General features: G+C 62.5%; 20 protein-coding genes, 2 tRNA genes and 1 pseudogene. 19 read left to right on the forward strand and 4 right to left on the reverse strand.

What is annotated here, in order from left to right; all coding sequences use genetic code 11:
- The first annotated feature begins 200 nt into the window (after nucleotides 1–200).
- The 6 genes from ACOKS3_RS27810 to ACOKS3_RS27835 all read left to right on the forward strand — a co-directional run bounded on the left by ACOKS3_RS27810 (nucleotide 201) and on the right by ACOKS3_RS27835 (nucleotide 5,619).
- Complete coding sequence (locus ACOKS3_RS27810) at nucleotides 201–2,438, forward strand: AsmA family protein (RefSeq protein WP_422764449.1); 2,238 nt, start codon at nucleotides 201–203, stop codon at nucleotides 2,436–2,438.
- Nucleotides 2,435–3,502 carry an A/G-specific adenine glycosylase gene (gene mutY, locus ACOKS3_RS27815; RefSeq protein WP_422764448.1) on the forward strand — a complete coding sequence of 356 codons (1,068 nt, stop codon included), beginning with the start codon at nucleotides 2,435–2,437 and terminating at the stop codon, nucleotides 3,500–3,502. Before ACOKS3_RS27810 ends, mutY begins: the two co-directional genes overlap by 4 nt.
- Nucleotides 3,499–3,771 (forward strand): oxidative damage protection protein, encoded by a 273-nt coding sequence (locus ACOKS3_RS27820; RefSeq protein ID WP_103448627.1) that lies wholly within the window; start codon nucleotides 3,499–3,501, stop codon nucleotides 3,769–3,771. The genes mutY and ACOKS3_RS27820 overlap by 4 nt, the downstream gene beginning before the upstream one ends.
- 90 nt (nucleotides 3,772–3,861) lie before the next feature.
- A tRNA-Phe gene (locus ACOKS3_RS27825) sits at nucleotides 3,862–3,937 on the forward strand.
- A 188-nt stretch (nucleotides 3,938–4,125) separates the two neighbouring features.
- The gene (gene ppk2, locus ACOKS3_RS27830; RefSeq protein ID WP_103448626.1) at nucleotides 4,126–5,115 is read left to right on the forward strand and encodes a polyphosphate kinase 2; all 990 of its coding nucleotides are present in this window, start codon (nucleotides 4,126–4,128) and stop codon (nucleotides 5,113–5,115) included.
- Between the two features lie 60 nt (nucleotides 5,116–5,175).
- A complete protein-coding gene (locus ACOKS3_RS27835; protein ID WP_027917576.1) occupies nucleotides 5,176–5,619 on the forward strand; it encodes a hypothetical protein in 444 nt (147 codons plus the stop codon).
- A 165-nt stretch (nucleotides 5,620–5,784) separates the two neighbouring features.
- On the opposite strand, the gene gabP is transcribed toward ACOKS3_RS27835, so the two are convergent.
- Complete coding sequence (gene gabP / locus ACOKS3_RS27840) at nucleotides 5,785–7,188, reverse strand: GABA permease (protein ID WP_422764447.1); 1,404 nt, start codon at nucleotides 7,186–7,188, stop codon at nucleotides 5,785–5,787.
- A 645-nt stretch (nucleotides 7,189–7,833) separates the two neighbouring features.
- Between gabP and ACOKS3_RS27845 the strand changes: the two genes are divergently transcribed.
- The 5 genes from ACOKS3_RS27845 (at nucleotide 7,834) to ACOKS3_RS27865 (ending at nucleotide 12,164) form a co-directional block, all read left to right on the forward strand.
- Nucleotides 7,834–8,607, forward strand: coding sequence for an ABC transporter ATP-binding protein (locus ACOKS3_RS27845; RefSeq protein WP_085677911.1), 774 nt, complete (start codon nucleotides 7,834–7,836; stop codon nucleotides 8,605–8,607).
- Nucleotides 8,608–8,618: 11 nt separating this feature from the next.
- The gene (locus tag ACOKS3_RS27850; RefSeq protein WP_422764446.1) at nucleotides 8,619–9,371 is read left to right on the forward strand and encodes an ABC transporter substrate-binding protein; all 753 of its coding nucleotides are present in this window, start codon (nucleotides 8,619–8,621) and stop codon (nucleotides 9,369–9,371) included.
- Nucleotides 9,372–9,425: 54 nt separating this feature from the next.
- Nucleotides 9,426–10,118 (forward strand): ABC transporter permease, encoded by a 693-nt coding sequence (locus tag ACOKS3_RS27855; RefSeq protein ID WP_103448623.1) that lies wholly within the window; start codon nucleotides 9,426–9,428, stop codon nucleotides 10,116–10,118.
- Entirely contained in the window at nucleotides 10,119–10,808 is a 690-nt protein-coding gene (locus ACOKS3_RS27860) for an ABC transporter permease (protein ID WP_103448622.1), read from the forward strand.
- Between the two features lie 150 nt (nucleotides 10,809–10,958).
- Complete coding sequence (locus tag ACOKS3_RS27865) at nucleotides 10,959–12,164, forward strand: methyltransferase (protein WP_422764445.1); 1,206 nt, start codon at nucleotides 10,959–10,961, stop codon at nucleotides 12,162–12,164.
- A 256-nt stretch (nucleotides 12,165–12,420) separates the two neighbouring features.
- Here the strand turns inward: ACOKS3_RS27865 and ACOKS3_RS27870 are convergent.
- Nucleotides 12,421–12,525, reverse strand: a pseudogene (locus ACOKS3_RS27870) (DUF3077 domain-containing protein); the annotation flags it as partial.
- A 241-nt stretch (nucleotides 12,526–12,766) separates the two neighbouring features.
- Between ACOKS3_RS27870 and ACOKS3_RS27875 the strand changes: the two are divergent.
- The 4 genes from ACOKS3_RS27875 to ACOKS3_RS27890 all read left to right on the forward strand — a co-directional run bounded on the left by ACOKS3_RS27875 (nucleotide 12,767) and on the right by ACOKS3_RS27890 (nucleotide 13,798).
- A complete protein-coding gene (locus ACOKS3_RS27875) occupies nucleotides 12,767–13,015 on the forward strand; it encodes a hypothetical protein (protein WP_103448620.1) in 249 nt (82 codons plus the stop codon).
- 97 nt (nucleotides 13,016–13,112) lie between these two features.
- Nucleotides 13,113–13,188, forward strand: a tRNA-Thr gene (locus ACOKS3_RS27880).
- 67 nt (nucleotides 13,189–13,255) lie between these two features.
- On the forward strand, nucleotides 13,256–13,486 hold the full coding sequence (locus tag ACOKS3_RS27885; RefSeq protein ID WP_103449862.1) for a DUF3079 domain-containing protein: 231 nt from the start codon (nucleotides 13,256–13,258) through the stop codon (nucleotides 13,484–13,486).
- A gap of 60 nt (nucleotides 13,487–13,546) precedes the next feature.
- Nucleotides 13,547–13,798 carry a hypothetical protein gene (locus tag ACOKS3_RS27890; protein WP_103448618.1) on the forward strand — a complete coding sequence of 84 codons (252 nt, stop codon included), beginning with the start codon at nucleotides 13,547–13,549 and terminating at the stop codon, nucleotides 13,796–13,798.
- Here ACOKS3_RS27890 and ACOKS3_RS27895 read toward each other — a convergent pair whose 3' ends face one another.
- Nucleotides 13,799–16,096 (reverse strand): TonB-dependent siderophore receptor, encoded by a 2,298-nt coding sequence (locus ACOKS3_RS27895; protein WP_422764444.1) that lies wholly within the window; start codon nucleotides 16,094–16,096, stop codon nucleotides 13,799–13,801.
- Nucleotides 16,097–16,237: 141 nt separating this feature from the next.
- Here ACOKS3_RS27895 and ACOKS3_RS27900 point away from each other — a divergent pair, with 141 nt between their 5' ends.
- From ACOKS3_RS27900 to ACOKS3_RS27910, 3 genes are all read left to right on the forward strand, one after another.
- Complete coding sequence (locus tag ACOKS3_RS27900; RefSeq protein ID WP_422764443.1) at nucleotides 16,238–16,957, forward strand: response regulator; 720 nt, start codon at nucleotides 16,238–16,240, stop codon at nucleotides 16,955–16,957.
- 1 nt (nucleotide 16,958) lies between these two features.
- Nucleotides 16,959–18,326: an ATP-binding protein gene (locus tag ACOKS3_RS27905; protein ID WP_103448615.1), complete on the forward strand. Its 1,368-nt coding sequence runs from the start codon at nucleotides 16,959–16,961 to the stop codon at nucleotides 18,324–18,326.
- Nucleotides 18,327–18,430: 104 nt separating this feature from the next.
- Nucleotides 18,431–20,101, forward strand: coding sequence for an FMN-binding glutamate synthase family protein (locus ACOKS3_RS27910; protein ID WP_422764442.1), 1,671 nt, complete (start codon nucleotides 18,431–18,433; stop codon nucleotides 20,099–20,101).
- 30 nt (nucleotides 20,102–20,131) lie between these two features.
- Here ACOKS3_RS27910 and ACOKS3_RS27915 read toward each other — a convergent pair whose 3' ends face one another.
- Entirely contained in the window at nucleotides 20,132–21,421 is a 1,290-nt protein-coding gene (locus ACOKS3_RS27915; protein ID WP_103448613.1) for an OprD family porin, read from the reverse strand.
- Between the two features lie 444 nt (nucleotides 21,422–21,865).
- On the opposite strand from ACOKS3_RS27915, the gene ACOKS3_RS27920 reads away from it, so the two are divergent.
- Nucleotides 21,866–23,968: a TonB-dependent receptor gene (locus tag ACOKS3_RS27920; RefSeq protein WP_103448612.1), complete on the forward strand. Its 2,103-nt coding sequence runs from the start codon at nucleotides 21,866–21,868 to the stop codon at nucleotides 23,966–23,968.
- Nucleotides 23,969–24,150: the final 182 nt, after the last annotated feature.

The following is a 24,150-nucleotide window of genomic DNA, read 5'->3' on the forward strand; positions in this document are numbered from 1 at the left end:
AATCTGATATCGTTATTTTTCGCTTGGCTGAATCGGTATTTCTACACAATCCAGCGGCGAAGGAACTGACAAAACCACCGCTGTCGAATCACGCAAACATCGGAAATGCCCTGCATCGCTAGTCGAATACGCAGGCCCCACCCCTGCGGCGCTATACTCAGCCGCTCGGAATTCACACTACGGACTACAAGGACTCGCCCATGAAAGCGTTCGGCAAAATCCTGGGACTTGGGCTTCTCGGGTTGCTGCTGATCATCGTGGCGCTGGGCTTCGCCCTGACCCACCTCTTCGATCCCAACGACTACAAAGACGAGATCCGCCAATTGGCGCGCGACAAGGCCCACGTCGAGCTGACCCTCAACGGCGACATCGGCTGGAGCCTGTTCCCCTGGTTGGGCCTGGAACTGCACGAAGCGAGCATCGCCACCCTGACCAAACCCAAGGAACCGTTCGCCGACCTGCAGATGCTCGGCCTCTCGGTGCGCGTGCTGCCATTGCTGCGTCGCGAAGTGCAGATGAGCGATGTACGCGTCGAGGGCCTCAACCTGACCCTGGCGCGTGACGAAAACGGCCACGGCAACTGGGAAGACATCGGCAAGCCGCTGCCGGCTGCAACCGACGGCACTGCCAAGGCCCCCGCCAAGGCACCTGCCGAGCAGCCCGCCAAACCTGTCGAAAGCAGCAGCGAGCGCGCGGTGAAGCTCGACATCGACAGCCTCACCGTGAACAACGCCCGGGTCTACTACACCGATGCCAAGAGCGGCCAGAGCTACAGCGCCGAAAGCATCCAGCTGAGCACCGGCCCGGTCCACGAAGGCACCAACATCGCCCTCAAGGCCAGCGCCTTCCTCAGCGCCAGCCAGCCGGCCATCAAGGCCCGCACCGAGCTGGCTGGCGAGCTGCGCTTCGACCGCAAGCTCAAGCGCTACAACTTCGAAGACCTGCGCCTGACCGGCGAAACCTCGGGCGAACCTACCGGTGGCAAGACCGTCACCTTCGGCGCACAGGGCCAGTTGCTGGTCGACATGGGTGCCAACGTGGCCTCGTGGAACAGCCTGAAGGTCTCGGCCAACCAGCTGCGTGCCCTCGGCGAGCTGAACGTGCGTGAACTGGACAAGACCCCGCAACTGAGTGGCGGCTTGTCCATCGCCCAGTTCAACCTGCGCACCTTCCTCGACGGCATCGGCCACCCGCTGCCGGTCACCACCGACCCCGCCGTGTTCGGCAAGCTGGAGCTGGTGACCCGCCTGCAAGGCACGCCAACCAGCCTGAGCTTGGCCGACCTGGCCGTGAAACTGGACGACAGCACCTTCACAGGCCGTGTGGCCATCGAGGACTTCGCCAAGCAGGCCCTGCGCCTGCAGCTCAAAGGCGACAAGTTCGACGCCGATCGCTACATGCCGGCCAAGAGCGAAGAGGCCAAGGGTGCCACTGCCGCACGTCAGGCCGAGGTCCAGCAACAGGAATCCAGCGCCGTGGCCGCTGCCGGTAGCTCGCCGCTGCCCAACGCCCCGACCCAGATGGCCTGGAGCGGTGACAAGCTGCTGCCGGTCGACCGCCTGCGCGCACTCGACCTGCAAGCCGACCTGGCCTTCGGCTCGCTGACCCTGGACAAGCTGCCGATCAGCGACGCCCAGCTGCAGGCCACCGGCCAGGGCGGCCTGCTGACCTTGCAGGCGCTACGTGGCGGCCTCTACAACGGCACTTTCGAAGCCAAGGGCAACCTCGACGTACGCCCTGCCGTGCCGCAGCTCGGTATCAACACCAAGATCAACCGGGTACCGGTCGAGCACTTCATCAAGGCCGAAGGCAAGGAGCAGACCCCGCCGGTCAAAGGCCTGCTCACCCTGACCAGTGATCTGACCGCCACCGGTAACAGCCAGAAAGCACTGGTCGATACCCTCAATGGCAGCGCAAACTTCGTCATCAATGACGGCGTGCTGGTCAACGCCAACCTTGAGCAGCAACTCTGCCAGGCCATCGCCACCCTCAACCGCAAAACCCTGAGCGGTGAGCCGCGCGGTAAGGACACCCCGTTCGAAGAACTGCGCGGCAGCCTGGTGATTCGCAATGGCGTGGCCAGCAACCCTGACCTCAAGGCACGTATCCCGGGCCTGACCGTCAACGGCCATGGCGACCTCGACCTGCGCGTGCTGGGCATGGACTACAACATCGGCGTGATCGTCGAAGGAGACCAGCGCGCCATGCCCGACCCGGCTTGCCAGGTCAACGAACGCTTCGTGGGCGTGGAAGTGCCGCTGCGCTGCCGCGGCCCGCTGGAACTCGGTGCCAAGGCCTGCCGCCTGGACCAGGACGGCCTGGGCAAGGTCGCGGCCAAGCTGGCCGGCAATCGCCTCAAAGACAAGATCGATGAAAAACTCGGAGACAAAGTGAGCCCAGAACTGAAAGACGCGCTCAAGGGGCTGTTCAAGCGATGACCCCCACGCAGTTCTCCAGCGCCGTGCTGGACTGGTACGACCAGCACGGTCGCCATGACCTGCCCTGGCAACAGGGCATCAACCCATACCGGGTATGGGTGTCGGAAATCATGCTGCAGCAGACCCAGGTCAGCACCGTGCTGAACTACTTCGACCGCTTCATGCAGGCCCTGCCAACCGTGCAGGCTCTGGCTGCGGCGCCGGAGGACGAAGTGCTGCACCTGTGGACGGGCCTTGGCTACTACACCCGCGCACGCAACCTGCAGAAGGCCGCGAAGATCGTCGTCGAGCAGCATGGCGGCGAATTCCCGCGCAGCGTCGAGCAGCTCACCGAGCTGCCCGGCATCGGCCGCTCGACCGCAGGTGCCATCGCCAGCATCAGCATGGGCATCCGCGCGCCGATTCTCGATGGCAACGTCAAGCGCGTGCTGGCCCGCTACACCGCCCAGGCCGGCTACCCCGGCGAGCCCAAGGTGGCCAACCAGCTGTGGGCCACGGCCGAGCGCTTCACCCCGCAGCAGCGCGCCAACCACTACACCCAGGCGATGATGGACATGGGTGCGACGCTGTGCACGCGCAGCAAGCCCAGCTGCCTGATCTGCCCGTTGCAGCTCGGCTGCGAAGCGCACCTGCACGGCGAAGAAACCCGCTACCCCGAGCCCAAGCCACGCAAGGCGTTGCCACAACGGCGCACGCTGATGCCGCTGCTGGCCAACCCTGAAGGCGCCATCCTGCTTTACCGCCGGCCATCCAGCGGCCTGTGGGGCGGCCTGTGGAGCCTGCCGGAACTCGACGATATCGCCCAGCTCGACGACCTCGCCTACCAGCATGGCCTGCGCCTGGCCGAAAGCCGCGCACTGGACGGCCTGACCCACACTTTCAGCCACTTCCAGCTGGCGATCGAGCCCTGGCTGGTACACGTCGACCCGGTCGGCCAGCACGTGGCCGAGGCCGACTGGCTCTGGTATAACCTCGCCACCCCGCCGCGCCTGGGCCTCGCCGCCCCGGTCAAGAAGCTGCTCAAACGCGCGGCCGACGAACTGAACGCAGGAGAAGCCCAATGACCCGCACCGTGATGTGCCGCAAGTACAAAGAAGAACTCCCAGGCCTGGACCGCCCACCCTACCCCGGCGCCAAGGGCCAGGACATCTACGAACACATCTCGGAGAAAGCCTGGGAAGACTGGAAGAAACACCAGACCATGCTGATCAACGAAAAGCGCCTGAACATGATGAACGGCGAGGACCGCAAGTTCCTTCAGGGCGAGATGGACAAGTTCTTCGCCGGCGAGGAATACGCCCAGGCGGAAGGCTACGTTCCACCCGCCGAATGACCCCATGAAACGTAAGCGACGGAATTAATTTAAAATTTTTTCAAAAAGTCGTTGACGGGCCGTCAGAAAATCTATTTAATTCACCTCGTCGCCCAGATAGCTCAGTCGGTAGAGCAGAGGATTGAAAATCCTCGTGTCGGCGGTTCGACTCCGTCTCTGGGCACCACCTTCAAGCTTCTGGTGGTTGCAAAGTTACCCGAAGCGACAACGAGAAACCCGCCTAGTGCGGGTTTTTTGTTGTCTGTGATTTATTGCCCCGCCCTCCCTTCTGCCGTTGACCGGTATCAACAAGCCCTTTCTCGCTCAGACTCAAAATTGCAGGTGGACATTCGACCCGACCTCGCAAGGACCTCCATGAGCGAAGAAGCCACCCTCCTCCTCCCCGCCCCCGGCGAATCCTCTTCCCCCGCCCCTGTCGCACCTCGCCCTCGCCGCCCTCGCCAGCGCAAACCCGAGCCCACTATCACTCAGGTCAGCCAGGCCCCGGCCGCGCTGGAAGTGGCCAGCGCACCGAAGGGCAGTACCGAAGACAGCACCTCGGCGCGCCTGCCGGCCAGCTACCCGTACCGCACCCGCCTGCGCCGCCAGGATTACGAAAAGGCCAAGCACGCGCTGCAGATCGAACTGCTAAAGGTACAAAGCTGGGTCAAGGAAACCGGCCAGCGCGTGGTGATCCTGTTCGAGGGGCGTGACGCGGCGGGCAAAGGTGGCACCATCAAGCGCTTCATGGAGCACCTGAACCCACGCGGCGCACGGATCGTCGCATTGGAGAAGCCTTCCGAGCAGGAACTGGGGCAGTGGTACTTCCAGCGTTACATCCAGCACCTGCCCACGGCGGGTGAAATGGTCTTCTTCGACCGCTCCTGGTACAACCGCGCGGGTGTCGAGAAGGTCATGGAGTTCTGCTCGCCGCTGCAATACCTGGAGTTCATGCGCCAGGCGCCGGATCTGGAACGCATGCTGTGCAACAGCGGCATCCTGCTATTCAAGTACTGGTTCTCGGTGAACCGCGAAGAGCAGCTGCGCCGCTTCATTTCACGCCGGGACGACCCACTCAAGCACTGGAAGCTGTCACCCATCGACATCAAGTCGCTGGACAAGTGGGAGGACTACACCGCAGCCAAGGAGGCGATGTTCTTCCATACCGATACCGCCGATGCGCCATGGACGGTGATCAAGTCGGACGACAAGAAGCGCGCGCGGATCAACTGCATCCGCCACTTCCTGCATTCACTGGATTACCCGGGCAAGGACCACCGGGTGGCGCACGCACCGGATGATCTGCTGGTCGGGCGGGCATCGCGCGGGTTCGAGGAGGATGAGCCGACAACACCCGCCAGTTGAATCACCCGGGCCGCTGCGCTTCAATACGCGCAATTTCCGAACACCCCAAGGATTCACCCCATGGCCACCCCAACCAAGCAACAGAAACGCGCCAAGCGCGCCGCCAGCAAAGCCAAGCAGAACCGCATGGTGCGCAGCGGCCAGGCGGTCAAGGCCAGCGCCGGTGACAGCGCGAGCATCGAGCAGGTGTTCAACAAGGCCATGGAGACCGACAGCTACAAAGAGCTGTTCGACAAGATGAAGGCCGCCCAGGAAACCAGCCTGGTGGCGATGATCTCGGTGTTCCTGGTCGACCCACTGCTGGCCCTGGTACTCAAGGGCCACAAGGAAGAGCACGCCACCGACTACATCGTGCTGGTGTTCAACGCCTACCGCACCTGGCTCGACGGCGCCGACGAAGACACCACCATGGCCTGGCTGGAGAGCGATGAGTTCCAGGAAGCCTATATCGCCGCTTCCGAGCTGGTGGCCAAGCAGCAGCAACAGCAGAAGCAGTTTGGCTGATCGGGCTTGGCAACCTGTTCCGGCCCATTCGCGGGGCAAGCCCGCTCCTACAGGATCACCTCAAGCCTAGGGCATGCGCTGTACCTGTAGGAGCGGGCTTGCCCCGCGAATGGCCCGGAACAGGCAATAGAAAAGGACGCATCCTTCGCAGGATGCGGCCTTTCTTCATTTCAGAAAGCGCGGATCAGTTATCAGCGCCACCCGCCCGGCAGCTTCGCGCTTGCGGTGCACCAGCAAGCCAGCCGCCACCACGCCAATGCTCAGCAGCGCAGTCGCGATGATCTCGGCACGGTGATCTTCACGCAGCGCCATCACCGCCAGCACGGCCACGATGAAGGCGATGGTCGCCCAGGTCAGCCCCGGGAACAGCCACATCTTGAAGTCGATCTTCTCGCCACGCGCTTCACGCTGGCTGCGCATGCGCAGCTGCGACACGGCAATCACCAGGTACACCAGCAGTGCGATGGCGCCGGAGCTGGCCAGCAGGAACTCGAACACCTGGGCCGGGGCCACGTAGTTGGCGAACACGCAGAGGAACGCGGCAGCGGTCGACAGCAGCACGGCCACATGCGGGGTAGCCGCCTTGGTGGTGCGCTGGGCGATGGCCGGGGCGTCGCCACGCTTGCTCAGCGAGAACAGCATGCGCGACGAGGTGTACAGCGCCGAGTTCAGACAGCTGGTCACGGCGACCAGTACGACGATGTCGACGATCAGCTTGGCGTTCGGCACCCCGATGCGGCTCAGCACGGTCTGGTAGGAACCCACTTCGGCCAGCGCCGGGTCGTTCCACGGCACCAGGGCCACAACCAGGAAGATCGACACCAGGTAGAACAGGCAGATACGCCAGATCACCGAGTTGGTGGCACGGCTGATCTGCTTGCCCGGGTCTTTCGATTCGGCTGCGGCGATGGTGACGATTTCGGTACCCATGAACGAGAACATGGTGGTCAGCATGGCCGCCAGTACCGCGCCCAGGCCGTTGGGCATGAAGCCCTGGGTATCGAACAGGTGCGAAGCGCCGCTCACCTGGCTGCTCGGCACGAAACCGAACATGGCAATGCAGCCGACGACGATGAAGCCGATGATCGCCAGCACCTTGAGCAGGGCGAACCAGAACTCGAACTCACCGTAGTTCTTGACGCTGCACAGGTTGGTCAGGGTCAGCGCCAGGGTAATAAGAAGAGAGAAGGCCCACAGGTCCACGGACGGGAACCAGGCATGGAGAATGGCAGCAGCGGCGTTGGCTTCCAGCGGGATAACCAGCACCCAGAACCACCAGTACAACCAGCCGATGGTGAAACCGGCCCAGCGGCCAATGGCGCGGTCGGCATAAGTAGAGAACGAACCGGTATCCGGCGAGGCGATCGCCATTTCGCCAAGCATGCGCATTACCAGTACGACCAAGGTACCCGCGGCGGCATAGGCCAGCAGTACGGCCGGGCCGGCCGCTGCGATAGCGTGGCCGGAACCCACGAACAGACCGGCGCCGATAACGCCAGCGATGGACAGCATGGTGACATGCCGTTGTTTGAGCCCCTGAGCGAGGTCATTGGAATTGTTACCGCTCATTAAAACTACCTTTGTAAGGAGTGGACCACGCCGACTGCGGGAACAGAGCGCACCTGGGGTTGGCCTAGGCGTCGCTGCAATCGGCGGTTTCCTACTGGCAATAAGCGCGCCATGTGCTGAATGCATTCGTCAGATGGATACCCCGACCTCGTAACGGCGCGGGCTTCAGGGCATTCGGCCAACCTTTGACCGAAAGGCCGCCAAATCCCCATTCCAGGTCCGGATTACGGAAATACCCACTTACAAACGCACCAAAGGTGCTCCTCGGTAACACCTTTGCACCGACGCAATGCACAAAAAGCGCAACCCATAGGTACAACCTTCAGTCTTCGAATCAGCAGGTCGCAGTCGCACCCGTAGCCGCAGTACAGATCAGCAAATGGCTCGCGAATGGTCTAAAACAGCTTCCCAGTGCCGGCCAAAACTGGCACCATCGCGCCTTTTTTCATCAAGGCTATGGAGCTGGGCGAGACCCTTTGCGGACATCTGCGCGACGTTGCACTGCAACGATGCGACAAACTGCCCCGGCAACACCTTGAGCCCCCTGCGACCCTGTTGGCCGTCATATTGCCGCTATGCTAGCGTGGCGCTCGCCAGGAAGGCCGCCAACAGCTGGGAACGCACCCGATCACATGAGGACCGCACATGGCCCAGGCCACGCCCGCGCTGGAAATCCGCAATCTGCACAAACGCTACGGCGAGCAGGAAATTCTCAAGGGCATTTCGCTGACCGCACGCGACGGTGACGTGATCTCCATCCTGGGGTCGTCCGGCTCCGGCAAGTCCACCCTGCTGCGCTGCATCAACCTGCTGGAAAACCCTCACCAGGGCGAAATCCTCGTTGCCGGCGAGAGCCTCAAGCTCAAGGCCGCCAAGAACGGCGACCTGATCGCCGCCGACAACCGCCAGATCAACCGCCTGCGCAGCGAGATCGGCTTCGTCTTTCAGAACTTCAACCTGTGGCCACACATGTCGATCCTCGACAACATCATCGAGGCGCCACGCCGGGTGCTCGGCCAGAGCAAGGCCGAGGCCATCGAAGCCGCCGAAGCACTGCTGAACAAGGTCGGCATCTACGACAAGCGCCACAGCTACCCCGCCCAGCTTTCCGGTGGCCAGCAACAGCGTGCTGCCATCGCCCGCACCCTGGCCATGAAGCCCAAGGTCATCCTGTTCGACGAGCCGACCTCGGCGCTCGATCCGGAAATGGTCCAGGAAGTGCTTAACGTTATCCGCGCACTGGCCGAAGAAGGCCGTACCATGCTGCTGGTGACGCACGAGATGAACTTTGCCCGCCAGGTGTCCAGTGAAGTGGTCTTCCTGCACCAGGGCCTGGTTGAAGAGCAAGGATCGCCGCAGCAGGTCTTCGAGAACCCGACCTCGGCGCGTTGCAAGCAATTCATGTCCAGCCACCGCTAACGGAGCAATACATGCACACTTACAAGAAGTTCCTCCTGGCAGCCGCTGCCACCCTGGTGATGTCGGCAAACGCCATGGCCGCGGAAAAACTGCGCATGGGTATCGAAGCCGCCTACCCACCGTTCAACAACAAGGATGCCAGCGGTAACGTCGTCGGCTTCGACAAGGACATCGGCGACGCCCTGTGCGCCAAGATGAAGGTCGAGTGCTCGGTGGTCACCTCCGACTGGGACGGCATCATCCCGGCCCTGAACGCCAAGAAGTTCGACTTCCTGGTGTCGTCGCTGTCGATCACTGACGAGCGCAAGCAGGCCGTCGACTTCACCGACCCGTACTACTCCAACAAGCTGCAGTTCATCGCGCCGAAGAATGTCGACTTCAAGACCGACAAGGCTTCGCTCAAGGGCAAGACCATCGGCACCCAACGCGCCACGTTGGCAGGCACCTACCTTGAAGACAACTTCCCGGATGTGGACGTCAAGCTCTACGACACCCAGGAAAACGCCTACCTCGACCTGGTTTCCGGCCGAATCGATGGCATCCTTGCCGACAAGTACGTGCAGTACGAGTGGCTGAAAAGCAAGGACGGCATGAACTACGAGTTCAAGGGCGAACCGGTGATGGACAGCGACAAGATCGGCATTGCCGTGCGCAAGGGTGATACCAAACTGCGCGACGATCTGAACAAAGCCCTGGCAGAAATCAAGGCTGACGGTACGTACAAGAAGATCAACGACAAGTACTTCCCATTCAGCATCGAATGATCCGCCCTGACCTGCGCGCCCCTGCGGCGCGCAAGTCCCTAGAATGACCTGCCCATGAATATCGACCTGCACGGATTCGGTCCGGCCATGATGGCCGGCACCCTGATGACCGTAAAACTGGCGCTCTGCGCCCTGCTGCTGGGGCTGGTCCTGGGCCTGCTCGGCGCCCTGGCCAAGACTTCCACGATCAAGCCGTTGCAATGGCTTGGCGGCTTCTACTCGACCCTGGTGCGCGGCGTGCCCGAACTGCTCTGGGTCCTGCTCATCTACTTCGGCACCGTCGGCCTGATGAACAGCCTCGGCGAAGCCCTGAACATGCCCGGCCTTGAGCTCAGCGCCTTTGCCGCGGGTGTCATCGCCCTGGGCCTGTGCTTCGGCGCCTACGCCACGGAAGTATTCCGTGGCGCGATCCTGGCGATCCCCAAGGGCCACCGTGAGGCCGGCCTCGCACTGGGCCTGTCCCAGGGCCGCATCCTGTCGCGGATCATCCTGCCGCAGATGTGGCGCATCGCCCTGCCGGGCCTGGGCAACCTGTTCATGATCCTGATGAAGGACACCGCGCTGGTGTCGGTGATCGGCCTGGAAGAAATCATGCGTCACGCGCAGATCGGCGTGACCGTGACCAAGGAGCCTTTCACCTTCTACATGGTCGCTGCCTGCATCTACCTGAGCCTGACCATCATCGCCATGACCGGCATGCACTTCATGGAAAAACGCGCCGCTCGCGGCTTTGCGAGGGCCGAATAAATGAATTGGGAAGTCATCTTCAAGTGGCTGCCACGCCTGGCCCAGGGTGCGACCCTGACCCTGGAGCTGGTGGCCATCGCAGTGGTTGCCGGGTTGATCCTGGCCATCCCGCTGGGCATCGCCCGCTCCTCGCGCCACTGGTACGTGCGCGCCGTGCCGTTCAGCTACATCTTCTTCTTCCGTGGCACTCCACTGCTGGTGCAGCTGTTCCTGGTCTACTACGGCCTGGCGCAGTTCGACGCAGTACGTTCCAGCTCGCTGTGGCCGTACCTGCGCGATCCGTTCTGGTGCACGGTGCTGACCATGACCCTGCACACCGCCGCCTACATCGCCGAGATCCTGCGCGGTGCGCTGCAGTCGATCCCCAAGGGCGAGATCGAAGCCGCACGGGCGCTGGGCATGTCGCGGGGCAAGACACTGTTCTACATCATGCTGCCACGTGCCGCGCGCATTGGCCTGCCGGCCTACAGCAACGAAGTGATCCTGATGCTCAAGGCCAGTGCCCTGGCCAGTACCGTGACTCTGCTGGAACTGACCGGCATGGCCCGCACGATCATTGCCCGGACCTACCTGCCAGTGGAGATCTTCTTCGCGGCCGGGGTGTTCTACCTGGCGATCTCGTTCGTGCTGGTGCAAGGCTTCAAACTGCTGGAGCGCTGGTTGCGCGTGGACGCCTGCCAGGGCCGCTAAGCTGATATCACTCGGGGCTGCCTTGCAGCCCATCGCGGGACAAGCCCGCTCCTACAGGGATCGCGCTCTCACGAGGCTGCGCGATCCCTGTAGGAGCGGGCTTGTCCCGCGAAAGGGCTCTCAAAAATATCCAAACTCTCAGACCCCACCATGCCTTCCTATCTCCACAGCCCCCACCTGCAAGACCGCTTCCAGGCCCTCGACCAGTTCCTGACCGAGCACCAACCGCTGTGGAAACCCCGGCCCTTCACCGCCCTGCGCCTGGCCTGGGAAAGCGAATACCCCGAACTCGCCGCCTACCTGCGCCAGAGCACCCTGGCCGACGCCGAAGCCGACACCAACCCACAAGGCCTGCCCGCCCCGTTCCCGCAACTGGCCGCACAAGCCGGGCAACTGTCAGCCCTGGGCGAGCTCCCCGACACCGGCCTGCCCACCGCCGGCCACCGCCTCGACGTCGCCGTACCCGGCCGCAAATGGCAGCAGATCGAAGCCTTCAGCCGCCGCCTGGGCTTTCGCGAGCACACTCGTCACTGGCTGGATTGGTGCTCCGGCAAAGGCCACCTCGGCCGCCGCCTGCTGCAACCCGGCCAGCAATTGACCTGCCTGGAGTACAACCCCGAGCTGGTCGCCGCTGGCCAGGCCCTGAGCGATCACCATCACCTGCCCGCGACCCACATCCACCAGGATGTGATGGCTGCCGGCAGCACCCAGCACCTGAACCACGAGAAAAGCGTGGTCGCCCTGCATGCCTGCGGCGAACTGCACGTGCACCTGCTGCGCCAGGCCAGCCAGCAAGGCTGCCGCCACCTGGCCGTGGCCCCTTGCTGCTACAACCGCATCCCCGGCGAGCACTATCAGCCGTTATCCACAGCTGCACAGCACTCCCCGCTGCAGCTGAGCATGATCGACCTCGGCCTGCCGCTGAACGAAGCCGTCACCGCCAGCGCCCGCGTGCGGCATCAACGCGACTGCTCCATGGCCCGGCGCCTGGGCTTCGACCTGCTGCAGCGCGAACAGCGCCAGTGTGATGAATACCTGTCCACCCCTTCGCTGCCAATCGCCTGGCTGGACAAGTCTTTCGAGCAGTACTGCGGTGAGCTGGCCGAACTGCGCGGTGTGGCGATACGCGGCAACCCGAACTGGGCCGCGCTGGAGGCCGCCGGCTGGCAGCGCCTGGCCGTAGTACGCAACCTCGAACGCCTGCGCAACCTGTTCCGCCGCCCACTGGAGCTGTGGCTGGTGCTCGATCGCGCCCTGTTCCTCGAAGAACAGGGCTACACCGTTCGGCTGGGCACTTTCTGCGACTATCCGCTCACCCCACGCAACATGTTGCTCCTGGCCGAACGTGACCGTTAGCCGCAGCACAACCTGTGGATAAGTCTGTGAACAAGCTTTTGATGACTGGATGGAGCAAAGCGCTATTTCAAGCGTTTGGCTTATTCCAGCCTGGGCGTCAAGCCCAGTAAAAACAGGCGTTTGCGCAAAGACCGGCGGTACGGAGAAGCGGCATGCCTTTCGCGCAAGGCGGCAATGCCTCTTGTGCATAAACAAAAATTCGATTAGGCAATTGCCCCTCTGTGGAAGCGGGCGCGCCCGCGAAAGGGCCCTCGAATCAATGCACCTTGTTCTTGGCAATCTCGGTATCGTTCTTCAGCGCTTTGGCCAGGGCCAGCAGATAATCCGCAGCGCCCAAAAGCTTATGGTGATCCTCCATATCCGGCATCACTCATGCACCTGCCCCTTCTCATCACTCATGCTCGCCAATGCATGCTGGAACAGGATCAGTGCCGATACAAAACCACCACGGTCTCTTTGGATGAGGGCTCACCCGCGAGAGGCCCGACGGTGTATCATCTGCCCCCCAAATCATTAAAAAGCTACGTCGCACGCTGCCCGCCAGCCCTGCGACCGTCTGGCGTTGCGCCAGAATCGACAATGGACTAACGGACTAAACCATCGTGACCCAAGCCAAATCCCTTGCCCTGCTGGCCTTCACCTTCACCCTGGGCGCCTGCAGCAACAGCCCTGCCCCGCACCCCGCCAGCAACCTGGACTGGAACACCCCCGGCATGCAGCTGGGCGGCGACAACGGCCTGCCCCTGCGCGTGGAAAGCCCCTGCCGCAAGCGCGGCTGCGACAACGACAAGCTGTTTTTCAACCCCGGCAAGAGCGAGCCGAGCGTCAACACCATCCACCGCGGCTGGTAAGAAAATATCCTTTTGGGCCGGTAACTTAGGCTATTTTCACGCTTTCGCAAGGAAGTGGTTTACAGGCGCCAACCGATCGTTATAATGACGCCCCATTGCCGGTATAGCTCAGATGGTAGAGCAACTGACTTGTAATCAGTAGGTCCCGGGTTCGATTCCTGGTGCCGGCACCATACGCAATACTCAAAAGGCTCACCGAAAGGTGGGCCTTTTTTGTTTTCAGCGCCTGGGGGCTGCCGAATCAATTGCCTTGAAGCCAACACGATCGGTGTGGGAGCTGATCAGTATTGCCCGGCCAAGGCTCTGGCCTGTGGCAATGGAGCAGACCGGACTATGCATCCGGTGGAGTTGTTTGGGGAGGATTGGGATAGTTTCGACAACTCGTTGAGCAAGCCTCTGCAAATCGATTGCCGACGACAGACTACGCCGTGCGACGAGTGGCGAAGATCGAAAATGAGCAGGTTGGCATAATGGCATCGCGATTTACCCGCCCGTCCATTTATTCAATCCGCCGTTGTGAGCCCCTCTGCAATGAATGCCGAAATCCGTTACTCGATCATCCTGGAGCACAACGCCGAAGTGCTCCTTGCCAATGCCTCCATGGCGCAGGTCGAGGCATTCTGGGATGCCAACGACTCCCGTTACTTTGGCTTGCACATGGAAGAACCGTACGGTGCGCATGTGCGCGTTATGGTTACGGATGAAATGCAAGAAGAAGAGGCTTGCACATGTCTTGCTGGGGCCGCGCTTGCCAGCCATAGCCTGCAAGGCAACCCCAATTGATCAAAACGCGGTGCTGACCGTCAGCGACATGTTGCGCGGGTCACCGTAGATCGCCCCGGCGTAGAACCCGTACTGGTTGTAGTAATGCTTGTCGAACAGGTTGTCGACATTGAGGCTCACCGAGGTGTCGTCGGTCAGTTGGTATTTGGCCATGGCATTCCAGATCGCATAACCCGACCAGTTCACGTCGGTCGCCCCGGCACTCACGCCGTTCACCGGCTGCCCTGCCGGGCTGGAAATCGCGCGAATATTGGTCTGCGCTTTCACACCCGCGCCCAGGGTCAGGCGCTCCAGCGGGCCGGACAGGCGATAGGTGGTCGAAGCCTTGAACAGGTGCGACGGGTCGCTGCGCCCGTCGCTATCCACGCGGCGGAAGTGCAGGTAGGTATAACCGGCATACACATTCCAGTTCGGCGTTAACGCACCGGCAATTTCCAGGTCGATACCGTCGGTTTCCTGCCCGGTACCGGCCTTGTAGGCGTCACCACCGGTCGGCGTGGTCAAGCCGTCGTCGAGCACCGCCTTGTTCTGTTGCTTGGTGCGGAAGTACGCCGCCGAGGCGTTCAGGCGCCCGTCCAGCCACTCGCCCTTGATGCCGGTTTCGTAGCTCTGGCCGCGAATCGGCTCGACCTTGGTACCGCTTTCGGTCTCGGCCGTCTGCGGGTTGAAGATGTCGGTGTAGCTGGCATACAGCGAGTAAGTGTCATTGAGGTCGTACACCGCGCCCAGGTACGGGGTGACGATGCCGTTGTTCTGTTGGTTGCTGCGCACGCCGGCGACACTGTTGGTGGTTGCCGAGTAATCGGTGGTGCGCACGCCGACGATGACCGACAGCGGGTCGGTAATGCTCAACCGGGTGGCCGCGTACATGCCCTGCAAACGGGTGGTGGTCTTGCTGTGGCGACCGGTGCGCGAGGCAATCATGTCGTAGTCGCCGTCCACGCCGTTGTGCCAGTCGGTAAGCGGAAAGCCGTTGTTGGCGCGGAACTGGCAGCCCACTGATGGCGCGCTGACGCGGTCATCGCTGACCATGGTGCAGCTGTATTCCGGCGACCAGGCCACGGTCCGGCTGTCGTTGTAGCCGACCATTGCCTGGTGGGTGCGGCCAAAAAGCTGGAACGGCCCGGACAGGTCGATCTGCGCGGACTGCTGGGTGGTGTCACTGGAGCTGTGCAGGCCGTTGAGCACCGCGCCGCTGCCATCCTGGTCCCAGTAGCCGCCGTAGCTGCCACGGCCGGCCGAGTTGACCTTGGCCAGGCCACGGTGGTTGAGCACTTCGGCCGTGCTTTGGGCGGCCTTCAGGTCCAGGGTCCAGTCGTTGTCGAAGCGGTGCTCCAGCGAGCCGAAGGCGGTGCGGGTGGTGTACTCGCCGAAGCTCCAGCTCGGCACCACGTTGGTGCTGCGTGGCAAGTCGGTCTTGCTGCCGTCCTTGTACCAGATCGGGATGTTGGCGCCCCAGCCGCCACCGACCACCTTGTTGTATTCGTACTGGTAGCCGGCGCCAATCGTGGTGGCGTCGTCGATGTCGAACGCGAAACTGGCCAGGGCAGCGCGCGAGCGTTCGGACTGGTTGTCGCGGAACGAGTTGGCGTCGCCCTGGGTCATGACGAAGCGCGAGCGCAGGCGGCCGTCTTCAGATACCGGCAAGTTGAGGTCGGCGCCCAGGCGGCGTTTGTCCCAGCTGCCGTAGGTGGCGTAGGCGCTGCCGCCAAAGGTTCTGGTCGGCGCCTTGCGGATCAGGTTGACCGTGGCCGACGGGTCGCCGGTGCCGCCCAGCAGGCCATTGGCGCCGCGGACAATATCGATGCGCTCGTAGAGGTCCATGTTCAGCGCGTTGCCGCCACCGCTGAAGTCGGAACCACCCTGGAACTGCAGGCCATCGACCTTCCAGTTGCTGATCGAATAACCCCGGGCACGGAAATCGGTGCGCCCACCCACTTCTGACTTGGTGGCACTCACACCTGGGGTGGTGTCCAACGCCTGCTCGATGGAATGCACATCGCGATCGTCCATCTGCTGGCGGGTGATGGTGGTGACCGACTGCGGCGTTTGCCGTGGGGTCAGCTTCAGCCCGGTGGAGCTGCGGGTGTTTTCCACCGTGTAGCCGAGCTGCCCGGTCTCATCTACGGACACAAGCGCACTGTCCTCGATCTGCGTGGCATCCAGCTCCAGCGGCTGGCTTTCGGCAGCCATGGCGTTGCCACTGACGGCAACGGCAACGAAGAAGGCAAGCGGGTGCAGGCGGCTACCGCCCCGGACAACAGGAGTGAAGTCGTTCATGGCGCTCTTGTGATTCATTTGGGAAATCTTCGTATTTGCAGATGATTTTTTGTTACGATTCTAGAGATCCGCCCTTTGGGCTCCATACCCGGCTTGTACGGGGATGTAATTGAACGTAACGAGCGCTGCCAGCCCTCCCCGAACAGGTGTTTTACCCCGATGAGCACAACCTTGCTGGTTGTCGACGATGACGACGAGATCCGCGAACTTCTCTGCGATTACCTTTCCGATGCCGGCTATACCGTTCTGGCGGCCGCCGACGGCGATGGCATGCGCGAGCAACTCGCCGCGAGCAAGGTCGACCTGGTGGTGCTGGACCTGATGCTGCCTGGCGAAGATGGCTTGAGCCTATGCCGCCAGTTGCAGGCGACGCCGGGTCTGGCAGTGATCATGCTGTCGGCCAAGGGCAGCACGCTGGATCGCATCATCGGCCTGGAAGTGGGTGCTGATGACTACCTGGCCAAGCCGTTCGAACCGCGTGAGCTGATCGCCCGCATCAAGGCCGTGCTGCGCCGCCCGCAGCGGCTGGACAGTTCTGCCGAAGAGCCAGCAACCGAAGGTCAGCAGTTCGCGGGTTTCAGCCTCGACCACGTCAAGCGCCTGCTGACCCGCCCGGACGGCGAAACCCTCACCCTGCCCCGCTCCGATTACCGGGTGCTGCGCGAACTGCTGGAGGCCAACAACCGCGTGGTCTCACGGGATCAGCTGACACGCAGTGCGTTTGGCCGCGATCACCACCCTGACGATCGCTCGGTGGACATGTGCATCAGCCGCCTGCGCCAGCAACTGCGCCGTGCGCCGGCCAGCGACATCCAGATCCTGACCATCCGCAACGAAGGCTATTTGCTGAGCATCGCCCGTGCCGAGGCCGACAGCTGAAATGCGTTGGCTCCGTCGCCTGTGGCCACGCACGCTGTTTGGTCAGCTGCTGCTGATCATGGTCAGCGGCACGCTGGTAATCCAGTTGATGTCGAGCAGCATCTGGTTCGATGTACGTTTCGCCCAAGTGCTCGAAGCACCGATCCGGCTCATGGCCGCGCGCAGCGCTGCGCTGATTGCCCAGGCCGATTGCCACACGGAACACCTGCAGATACCGGCGCACTACCACTTGCGTTGCGCCGAAAGCGAACCTGCGCCGCAGGAGGATCAGCGGCGCGGGCACCGGCGCGTCGAGCTGTTGCTGCAACAGGCACTCAAGTACGAACTGGGCCATGCCCAGGAACTGCGCCTGCTGAAGGTGCAGCTGACCGATGACTTGGGCCAGCCGATCGTCTGGCGCAGCCTGTTCGGCCTGCGCACCGCCCAGGCGCATATCCAGTTCGCCGTGCCATTGGCCGATGGCCATTGGTTGAGCATCGACGGTCAGGAGCTACAGGGCTGGAGCGGCGAGTCGGCGTGGGTGCTGATCAGCGACTACCTGCTGCGGGTCTATGCGCTGCGGATCGTCGCCGTGTTGCTGGTCTGCCTGATCGCGGTGCGCCTGTGCCTGCGCCCGTTACGGCGCCTGGCCGACGCGGCGCGCGGGCTGGGCAGCAACCTCGAACAACCTGCGCTGGCTCTGGACGGCCCCGAGGAAGTACGCCAGGCCGCGTTGGCGTTCAACGCCATGCAGCAGCGGCTGATCACCATGGTCAACGACAAGGCCTGCTTTCTGGCCGCCGTGTCCCACGACCTGCGCACCCCGTTGACCCGCATGCGCCTGCGCCTGGAGCGGCTGCCGGATGACGAGCAGCGCGAACGCCTGCGGCAGAACATCACCCAGATGGACAACATGATCGTCCAGGTGCTCGACTACCTACGCGCCGGCGAACAGCAAAACCGCCAGCACATCGACCTCGACCGCCTGGTGGCACGGCTGTGCGCAGACCTTGCCAGCAGCGCGGAGCCACTGCCTGTACACGGCAAGGCTGGTAGCCTGCGGATCGATGCCCTGTTGCTGCAACGCTGCCTGCAGAACCTGGTGGTCAATGCCCTGCGTTACGCCAGGCAGGTATCGGTGACGCTGGAAACCGCCATCACTGGCGTTTACATCCACATCGACGACCGCGGCCCCGGCATTGCGCCAGGCCTGCTGGCCACCATCACCGATCCGTTCGTGCGTGGCGAAGGGTCACGCAATCAGGCATCCGGGGGTTATGGACTGGGGCTGAGCATCGCCCAGCGCATCGCCAGCAGCCATGGCGGCGAATTACTGCTGCACAATCGCGAGGGCGGCGGATTGCGCGTCAGTGTATTGCTGCCCCGGTGATCCAGCCCCTCACGTTCAGGTAATAGTCTTTTACCAAAACCCCAGGTTTTCCCGACCTGGGGTTTGCCTATCCTAGGCCGCGTCATCCAGCCTGCGATGGACCCATGAAAGATTCACTCCCAAGCCGCTATGCCTGCCTGGCCCTGTGCCTGCTGTTCACCTTCGCCAGTATCCCATTCCTTGCCCAGCACAGTTGGCTCTGGCCACTGACGGTGGTGACCGCCCTGCTCAGCCTGGTCGGCCTCAACGACCTGCGCCAGAGCCACCACGCGGTGCGCCGCAACTACCCGATCCTGGGCAACATCCGCTACCTGATCGAGACCATCCGCCCCGAGATCCGCCAGTACCTGATCGAAGGTGACGACGACAAGCTGCCGTTCTCCCGTTCGCAGCGCTCGCTGGTGTATGCCCGGGCCAAGAACGAAAGCGCCGAGAAAGCCTTCGGCACGCTCAACGATGCCTACAAGCCCGGCTTCGAATTCATCAGCCACTCGATGCTGCCGGTCGCCACACCCGACCCAGCGTCGTTCCGCATTTCCATTGGTGGGCCGCAATGCCGCCTGCCCTACTCCGCCTCGATCTTCAACATCTCGGCCATGAGCTTCGGCGCGCTCAGCGCCAATGCGATTGCCGCGCTCAACCAGGGTGCACGCCTTGGCCGCTTTGCCCATGACACCGGCGAGGGCAGCATCAGCCCTTACCACCGCGAGCATGGCGGCGACCTGATCTGGGAGATCGGCAGCGGCTACTTCGGTTGCCGCACCGAGGACGGCCGTTTCGACGCGCAACGCTTCGCCGAACAGGCGCGCAGCCCGCAGGTGAAGATGATCGAAATCAAGCTCAGCCAGGGCGCCAAGCCCGGCCACGGCGGGATTCTACCGGCCCACAAGGTCAGCCCGGAAATCGCCGCTACCCGGGGCGTGCGCGTGGGCGAAGACTGTATCTCCCCCGCTGCGCACAGCGCATTCCGCACCCCGGTGGAACTGCTGCACTTCGTCGCCAGCCTGCGCGAGCTGTCGGGCGGCAAACCGGTGGGCTTCAAGTTCTGCCTGGGCCACCCGTGGGAGTTCATGGGCATCGCCAAGGCCATGTTGGTCACCGGTATCACCCCGGACTTCATCGTTGTCGACGGCAAGGAAGGCGGTACCGGCGCGGCACCTCGGGAGTTCAGCGACAACATGGGCGTGCCGATGCGCGAAGGCCTGATGTTCGTGCACAACACCCTGGTCGGCCTGAACCTGCGTTCGAGCATTCGCATCGGCGCCGCAGGCAAGATCGTCAGCGCCTTCGATATCGCCAGCGTGCTGGCCATCGGTGCCGACTGGGTCAACTCCGCTCGCGGCTTCATGTTCGCCATCGGCTGTATCCAGTCGCAGAGCTGCCACACCAACAAGTGCCCGACCGGTGTCGCCACCCAGGACCCATTGCGCCAGCGTGCGCTGGTGGTGCCCGACAAGGCCGAGCGGGTGGCCAGCTTCCATCGCAACACCCTGCATGCCCTGGCCGAAATGCTCGCGGCCGCTGGCCTGGAGCACCCCTCGGAGCTCAAGCCCAAGCACCTGGCGCGGCGCATCAGCACCAGCCAGATCAGCCTGTTTTCCGACCTGCACCAATTCCTCAAACCGGGCGAATTGCTCAGCGGCTCGATTGAAAGCGAGTTCCATGCGCGGATGTGGCGGATGGCACGCAGTGACAGCTTTGCGCCGGAGACAGCCGAGGTGGCAGTCGCACCGGCAGCGGCCAGCGTGCGCCGCAAAGCAACAGCCCCGGCATAGGCCGGGGCTGCTTGAGACGCTCGGTCAGGATCAGAAGATGCTGATCGGGTACTCGACGAATACGCGGACTTCGTTGCCGTCGTCGTTGTAGCCGTTCTGCTGTACCGCGTTGTTGGTACGCAGCCAGGAACCACGCAGCTTGACCGACAGGTCCTTGGCCGGGCCGTCCTGAACGACGTAGCGCAGCTGGTTGAAGATTTCGCGCTCTTTACCTTCGCCGAAGCCGTGGGTGTTGATGTTGTCACCCGCCACGTAGGCGATCTTGTAGGTCAGGCCCGGCATGCCGAAGGCGCCGAAGTCCAGGCCGTAGGCGAGCTGCCAGGAGCGCTCGTCTTCGGCGTTGAAGTCGGACCAGTAGGAGTTGGCCAGGTAAATGGTTGAACCACCGTCGCCCACGCCACCGCGATCCTGGTACCAGCCGTAGTTGTAGCCGGTGCTGCCGGTGCTGCGCTGGTGCGCCAGGGTCACCGAGTGCGGGCCGAAGGCGTAGGTGGCCGCCAGGCTCCAGATGGTGTTTTCGTCACCGGTCAGCTCGGCTTTCTGGACGTACTTGCTGTTGATGTCCGACTTGTAGCCGTTGAAGTCCAGGGTCAGGGACTGGTCTGCCGCGATCGGGAAGACGTAGTTCATGCCCAGGTAATGCTTCTTCATCACGTCTTCGATGTTCGACGTGTAGGCGGAGGCGGTGAAGTTGTCGGTGAACTTGTAGCTGCCACCGAACACATCGATCGACTTCAGGTGGCCGCTGTCGCGACCTTCGGCGCTCTTGCGCGCTTCCTCGGTGAAGTGACCGGCGTTCAGCTCCAGGCCTTCGATCTCCTTGGAGGTGATGAAGGTACCGGTGTAGCTCTCGGGCAGCAGGCGGCTGTCGTCGTACTGCAGCACCGGCAGCTCAGGCATCATGTCACCGTACTTGAGCACGGTGTTGGAAACGCGGAACTTGATGGCAGCGCCACCGCGAGCCAGGTTGTGCGGCGAGTTCTTCGGGTCGTTGTCGCTGGCCTTGAAGAAGTCGATGCCGGCAGCACCGTTGCGGCCTTTGCCGCCGTCCAGGCGCATTGCATACAGGCCGAAGGCGTCAACGCCCACGCCGACGGTGCCCTGGGTGAAACCGGAAGAGAATTTGCCGATGAACGCTTGGCCCCATTCGCTCTGGTCGTTCTTGCCGTGCTTCTTGTCACGGTTGATGAACGCGTTGCGCAGCAGAACGTTGGCGTGGCTGTCCTCGAGGAAGCCCTTGCTGTCGGCCTGATCGTTGGCCTGGGCCTGGGTCGCGGCGATCATCGCCAGAGCGACCAGGCTGATCCTGGTTTTCAACATGTTGTTTTCCTTATTTCTAAATCAAAAACGCTTTGCACCATTACGCCAGGAACCAACGCCCCTTCGTAGGTTCGACGCTGTGCGGATCCGAACTGAAAAGCCCGCCGACAGTGGTGTGGCGGGCTTTAAGCAGCAGCATGGCCAGTCGTGGCCAGCAAGCGTTGGCCGAATCCTAGCTGCCTGCGATTACAAATGTCAAAAAGTCGTGAATTGCAGGTTGATATAACCAATTTCACTTCCGTGACTGGTGCATTTTCATGCCACTTGACGCAATCGGCAGTCATTTTGACTTCCGTGGGATTTTTCGGCACCAAACCGGGGAAAAGCGGAATTTACAAACTGACACATATGTAAAGACAAGCCTTTACAAATAGCCGAGCAGAAGCAAATAACAAGCATTACCATTCGCGCCTGTTTTTCATTTACTCCTGCCCGGATGTTCCGATGCCCTTCCCCAATCGCCTGCCTTTCCTTGGCCTTGGCCTGTCTCTGTTGATCAGCTCCAGCCTAGCCAGCGCCACCAGCACCACACTTCCCGAACTCTCGGTGACTGCCGAGAGCGAGCGCGAAAAAGACAACCCACAGGTCAAGGAGGTCAGCACCGCGACCCGTACGTCTACGCCGGTGCGCTATGTGCCGCAAGCCATCGACACGGTGAAGACTTCCAACGTCATGGACTACGGCAGCCATACGCTGGGCAAGGCGCTGGAGGGCATTCCCAACGTCAGCAGCGGTGCCGATACACGCTTCGACAGCATCCGTATTCGTGGCTTCGAGGCCAGCAACGACTTCTATCTGGACGGCATTCGCGACGACAGCCAGTACATTCGCGACCTGCATAACATCGAACGGGTCGAAGTCCTCAAAGGGCCAGCAGCCGTGCTTTATGGCCGTGGCAGCCAGGGCGGCATCGTCAACCGGGTAAGCAAGGCGCCAGAACATGGACGGCGCTCGTCAATCGAAGCCCAAGGGGGCAGTGAAGACCTGCGCAGCCTGTATGCCGACCTCAGCGCCGACCCCAGCGACACCATCAGCCTGCGCCTGAACATGGGCAACCAGGACAACAACAGTTTCCGCGATGGCATCGACGGTAGCCGGCAACTGTTCGCGCCGTCGATGAGCTGGCAGCTTTCCCCCGACCTCAACTGGCTGGTGCAGTACGAATACAGCCGCTACAACCGCACGCCTGACCGTGGCATTCCTGGTGTCAACGGGCGCCCGGCGGATGTCGGCCGCAGCACCACCTATGGCGACACCCAGCGCGACTACATCGATGACCGCGCGCAATCGCTGCGCTCTCGGCTTAACTACCAGCTCAATGAAACCTGGCAATTGCGCCACACGCTTGGCCTGTTCAAGCTCGACAGCGACTTCGACAACACCTACCTGACCGGCTACAACGCCAGCAACCAGACAGTCACCCGCCAGCGCTGGCAACAAGACCTGACCACCCGCAATCTGTTCAACAACCTGGAAGCCGAAGGTGATTTCGCTACCCTCGGCTTTGAGCACAAGCTGTTGATCGGGCTGGAGTTCGGCAATCAGCGCCGCGACCCGACGCTGTACACCGCTGCGCCGGTCTCGGCCGGGGGCAGCCCAGTCCCCCCTTTGAATGTCTACAACCCCGACCGCAGCCTGCAGCACAATGGCCGCATGGTGGTGTCGAGCGACAACCACACCGTGGTCGACAGCCGCGGGCTCTACCTGCAGGACCAGATCCGCCTGAATGACCAATGGCAATTGCTGGCCGGGGTGCGTTTCGACCAGTTCGAGGTAGAGACCACCAACAAGGTCCGCAACCTGTCCGAGAAACAGGACAGCAATACCACCAGTCCGCGCCTGGGCGTGGTCTACACCCCTTGGCGCGACCACTCCTTCTACGCGTCGTGGAGCAAGACATTCTCGCCCGTGGGCGGCGGCTTGATCGGCATTACCCCAGGCGCGCCGGGCAACACCAACGACACCAGCCCGGAGCTGACCCGGCAGAAAGAGATCGGGGTGAAGAGCGACTGGCTGGACGAGCGCCTGAGCACCACCCTGGCCATTTATGAACTGGAACTCTACAACCGCCGCACCCGCGACCCGAACAACCCGGAGATCACCCTCCTCAGCGGCCTCCAACGCTCGCGCGGCATCGAACTGACCGCCACCGGCAATATCGTCGGCAACTGGTATGTGCGCGGCGGCATTGGCTTGCAGGATGCGACCATCGTCAAGGACAACAATGGCCTGGAAGGCAATCGCATCAACGATGTGGCCAAACGCAACGGCAGCCTGTTCGTGACCTGGAAACCCGAACTGGGCTGGTATGCCGAGACTGGGCTCACACTGGTCGGCGAACGCTACGCCGACAACCAGAACACCACGGTATTGCCAGGCTATGGCCGTTGGGATGCGCTGGTTGGTTTCCGTACCCATGACTGGGATGTGCGGGCAGCGCTGAGCAATATCACCGACAAAACCTATTACAGCTCGGCGACCAGCGCCGCGCAGATCCAGGTCGGCGACCCACGCAGCCTGGTGGTGACCGGTACCTACAGTTTCTGATCAGCCGTCTGCGCCGTGTACAAACGAAAACGCCACCGCATCTGCGGTGGCGTTTTTCATGGGGCGGGCTCCTGCCCTGGTCAGTGCCAGACCCCTAGCAGCGCATCCAGCTCAGCATCGCTGATCAGCCCTTGAGGATAGCGGCCGTCAAGCAGACGTCGTGGGTCGGTCGTCCTGACCCG

This window comes from Pseudomonas sp. HS6-2 (genome assembly GCF_049325675.2).
In the GTDB taxonomy this organism is placed as follows: Bacteria; Pseudomonadota; Gammaproteobacteria; order Pseudomonadales; family Pseudomonadaceae; genus Aquipseudomonas; species Aquipseudomonas putida_N.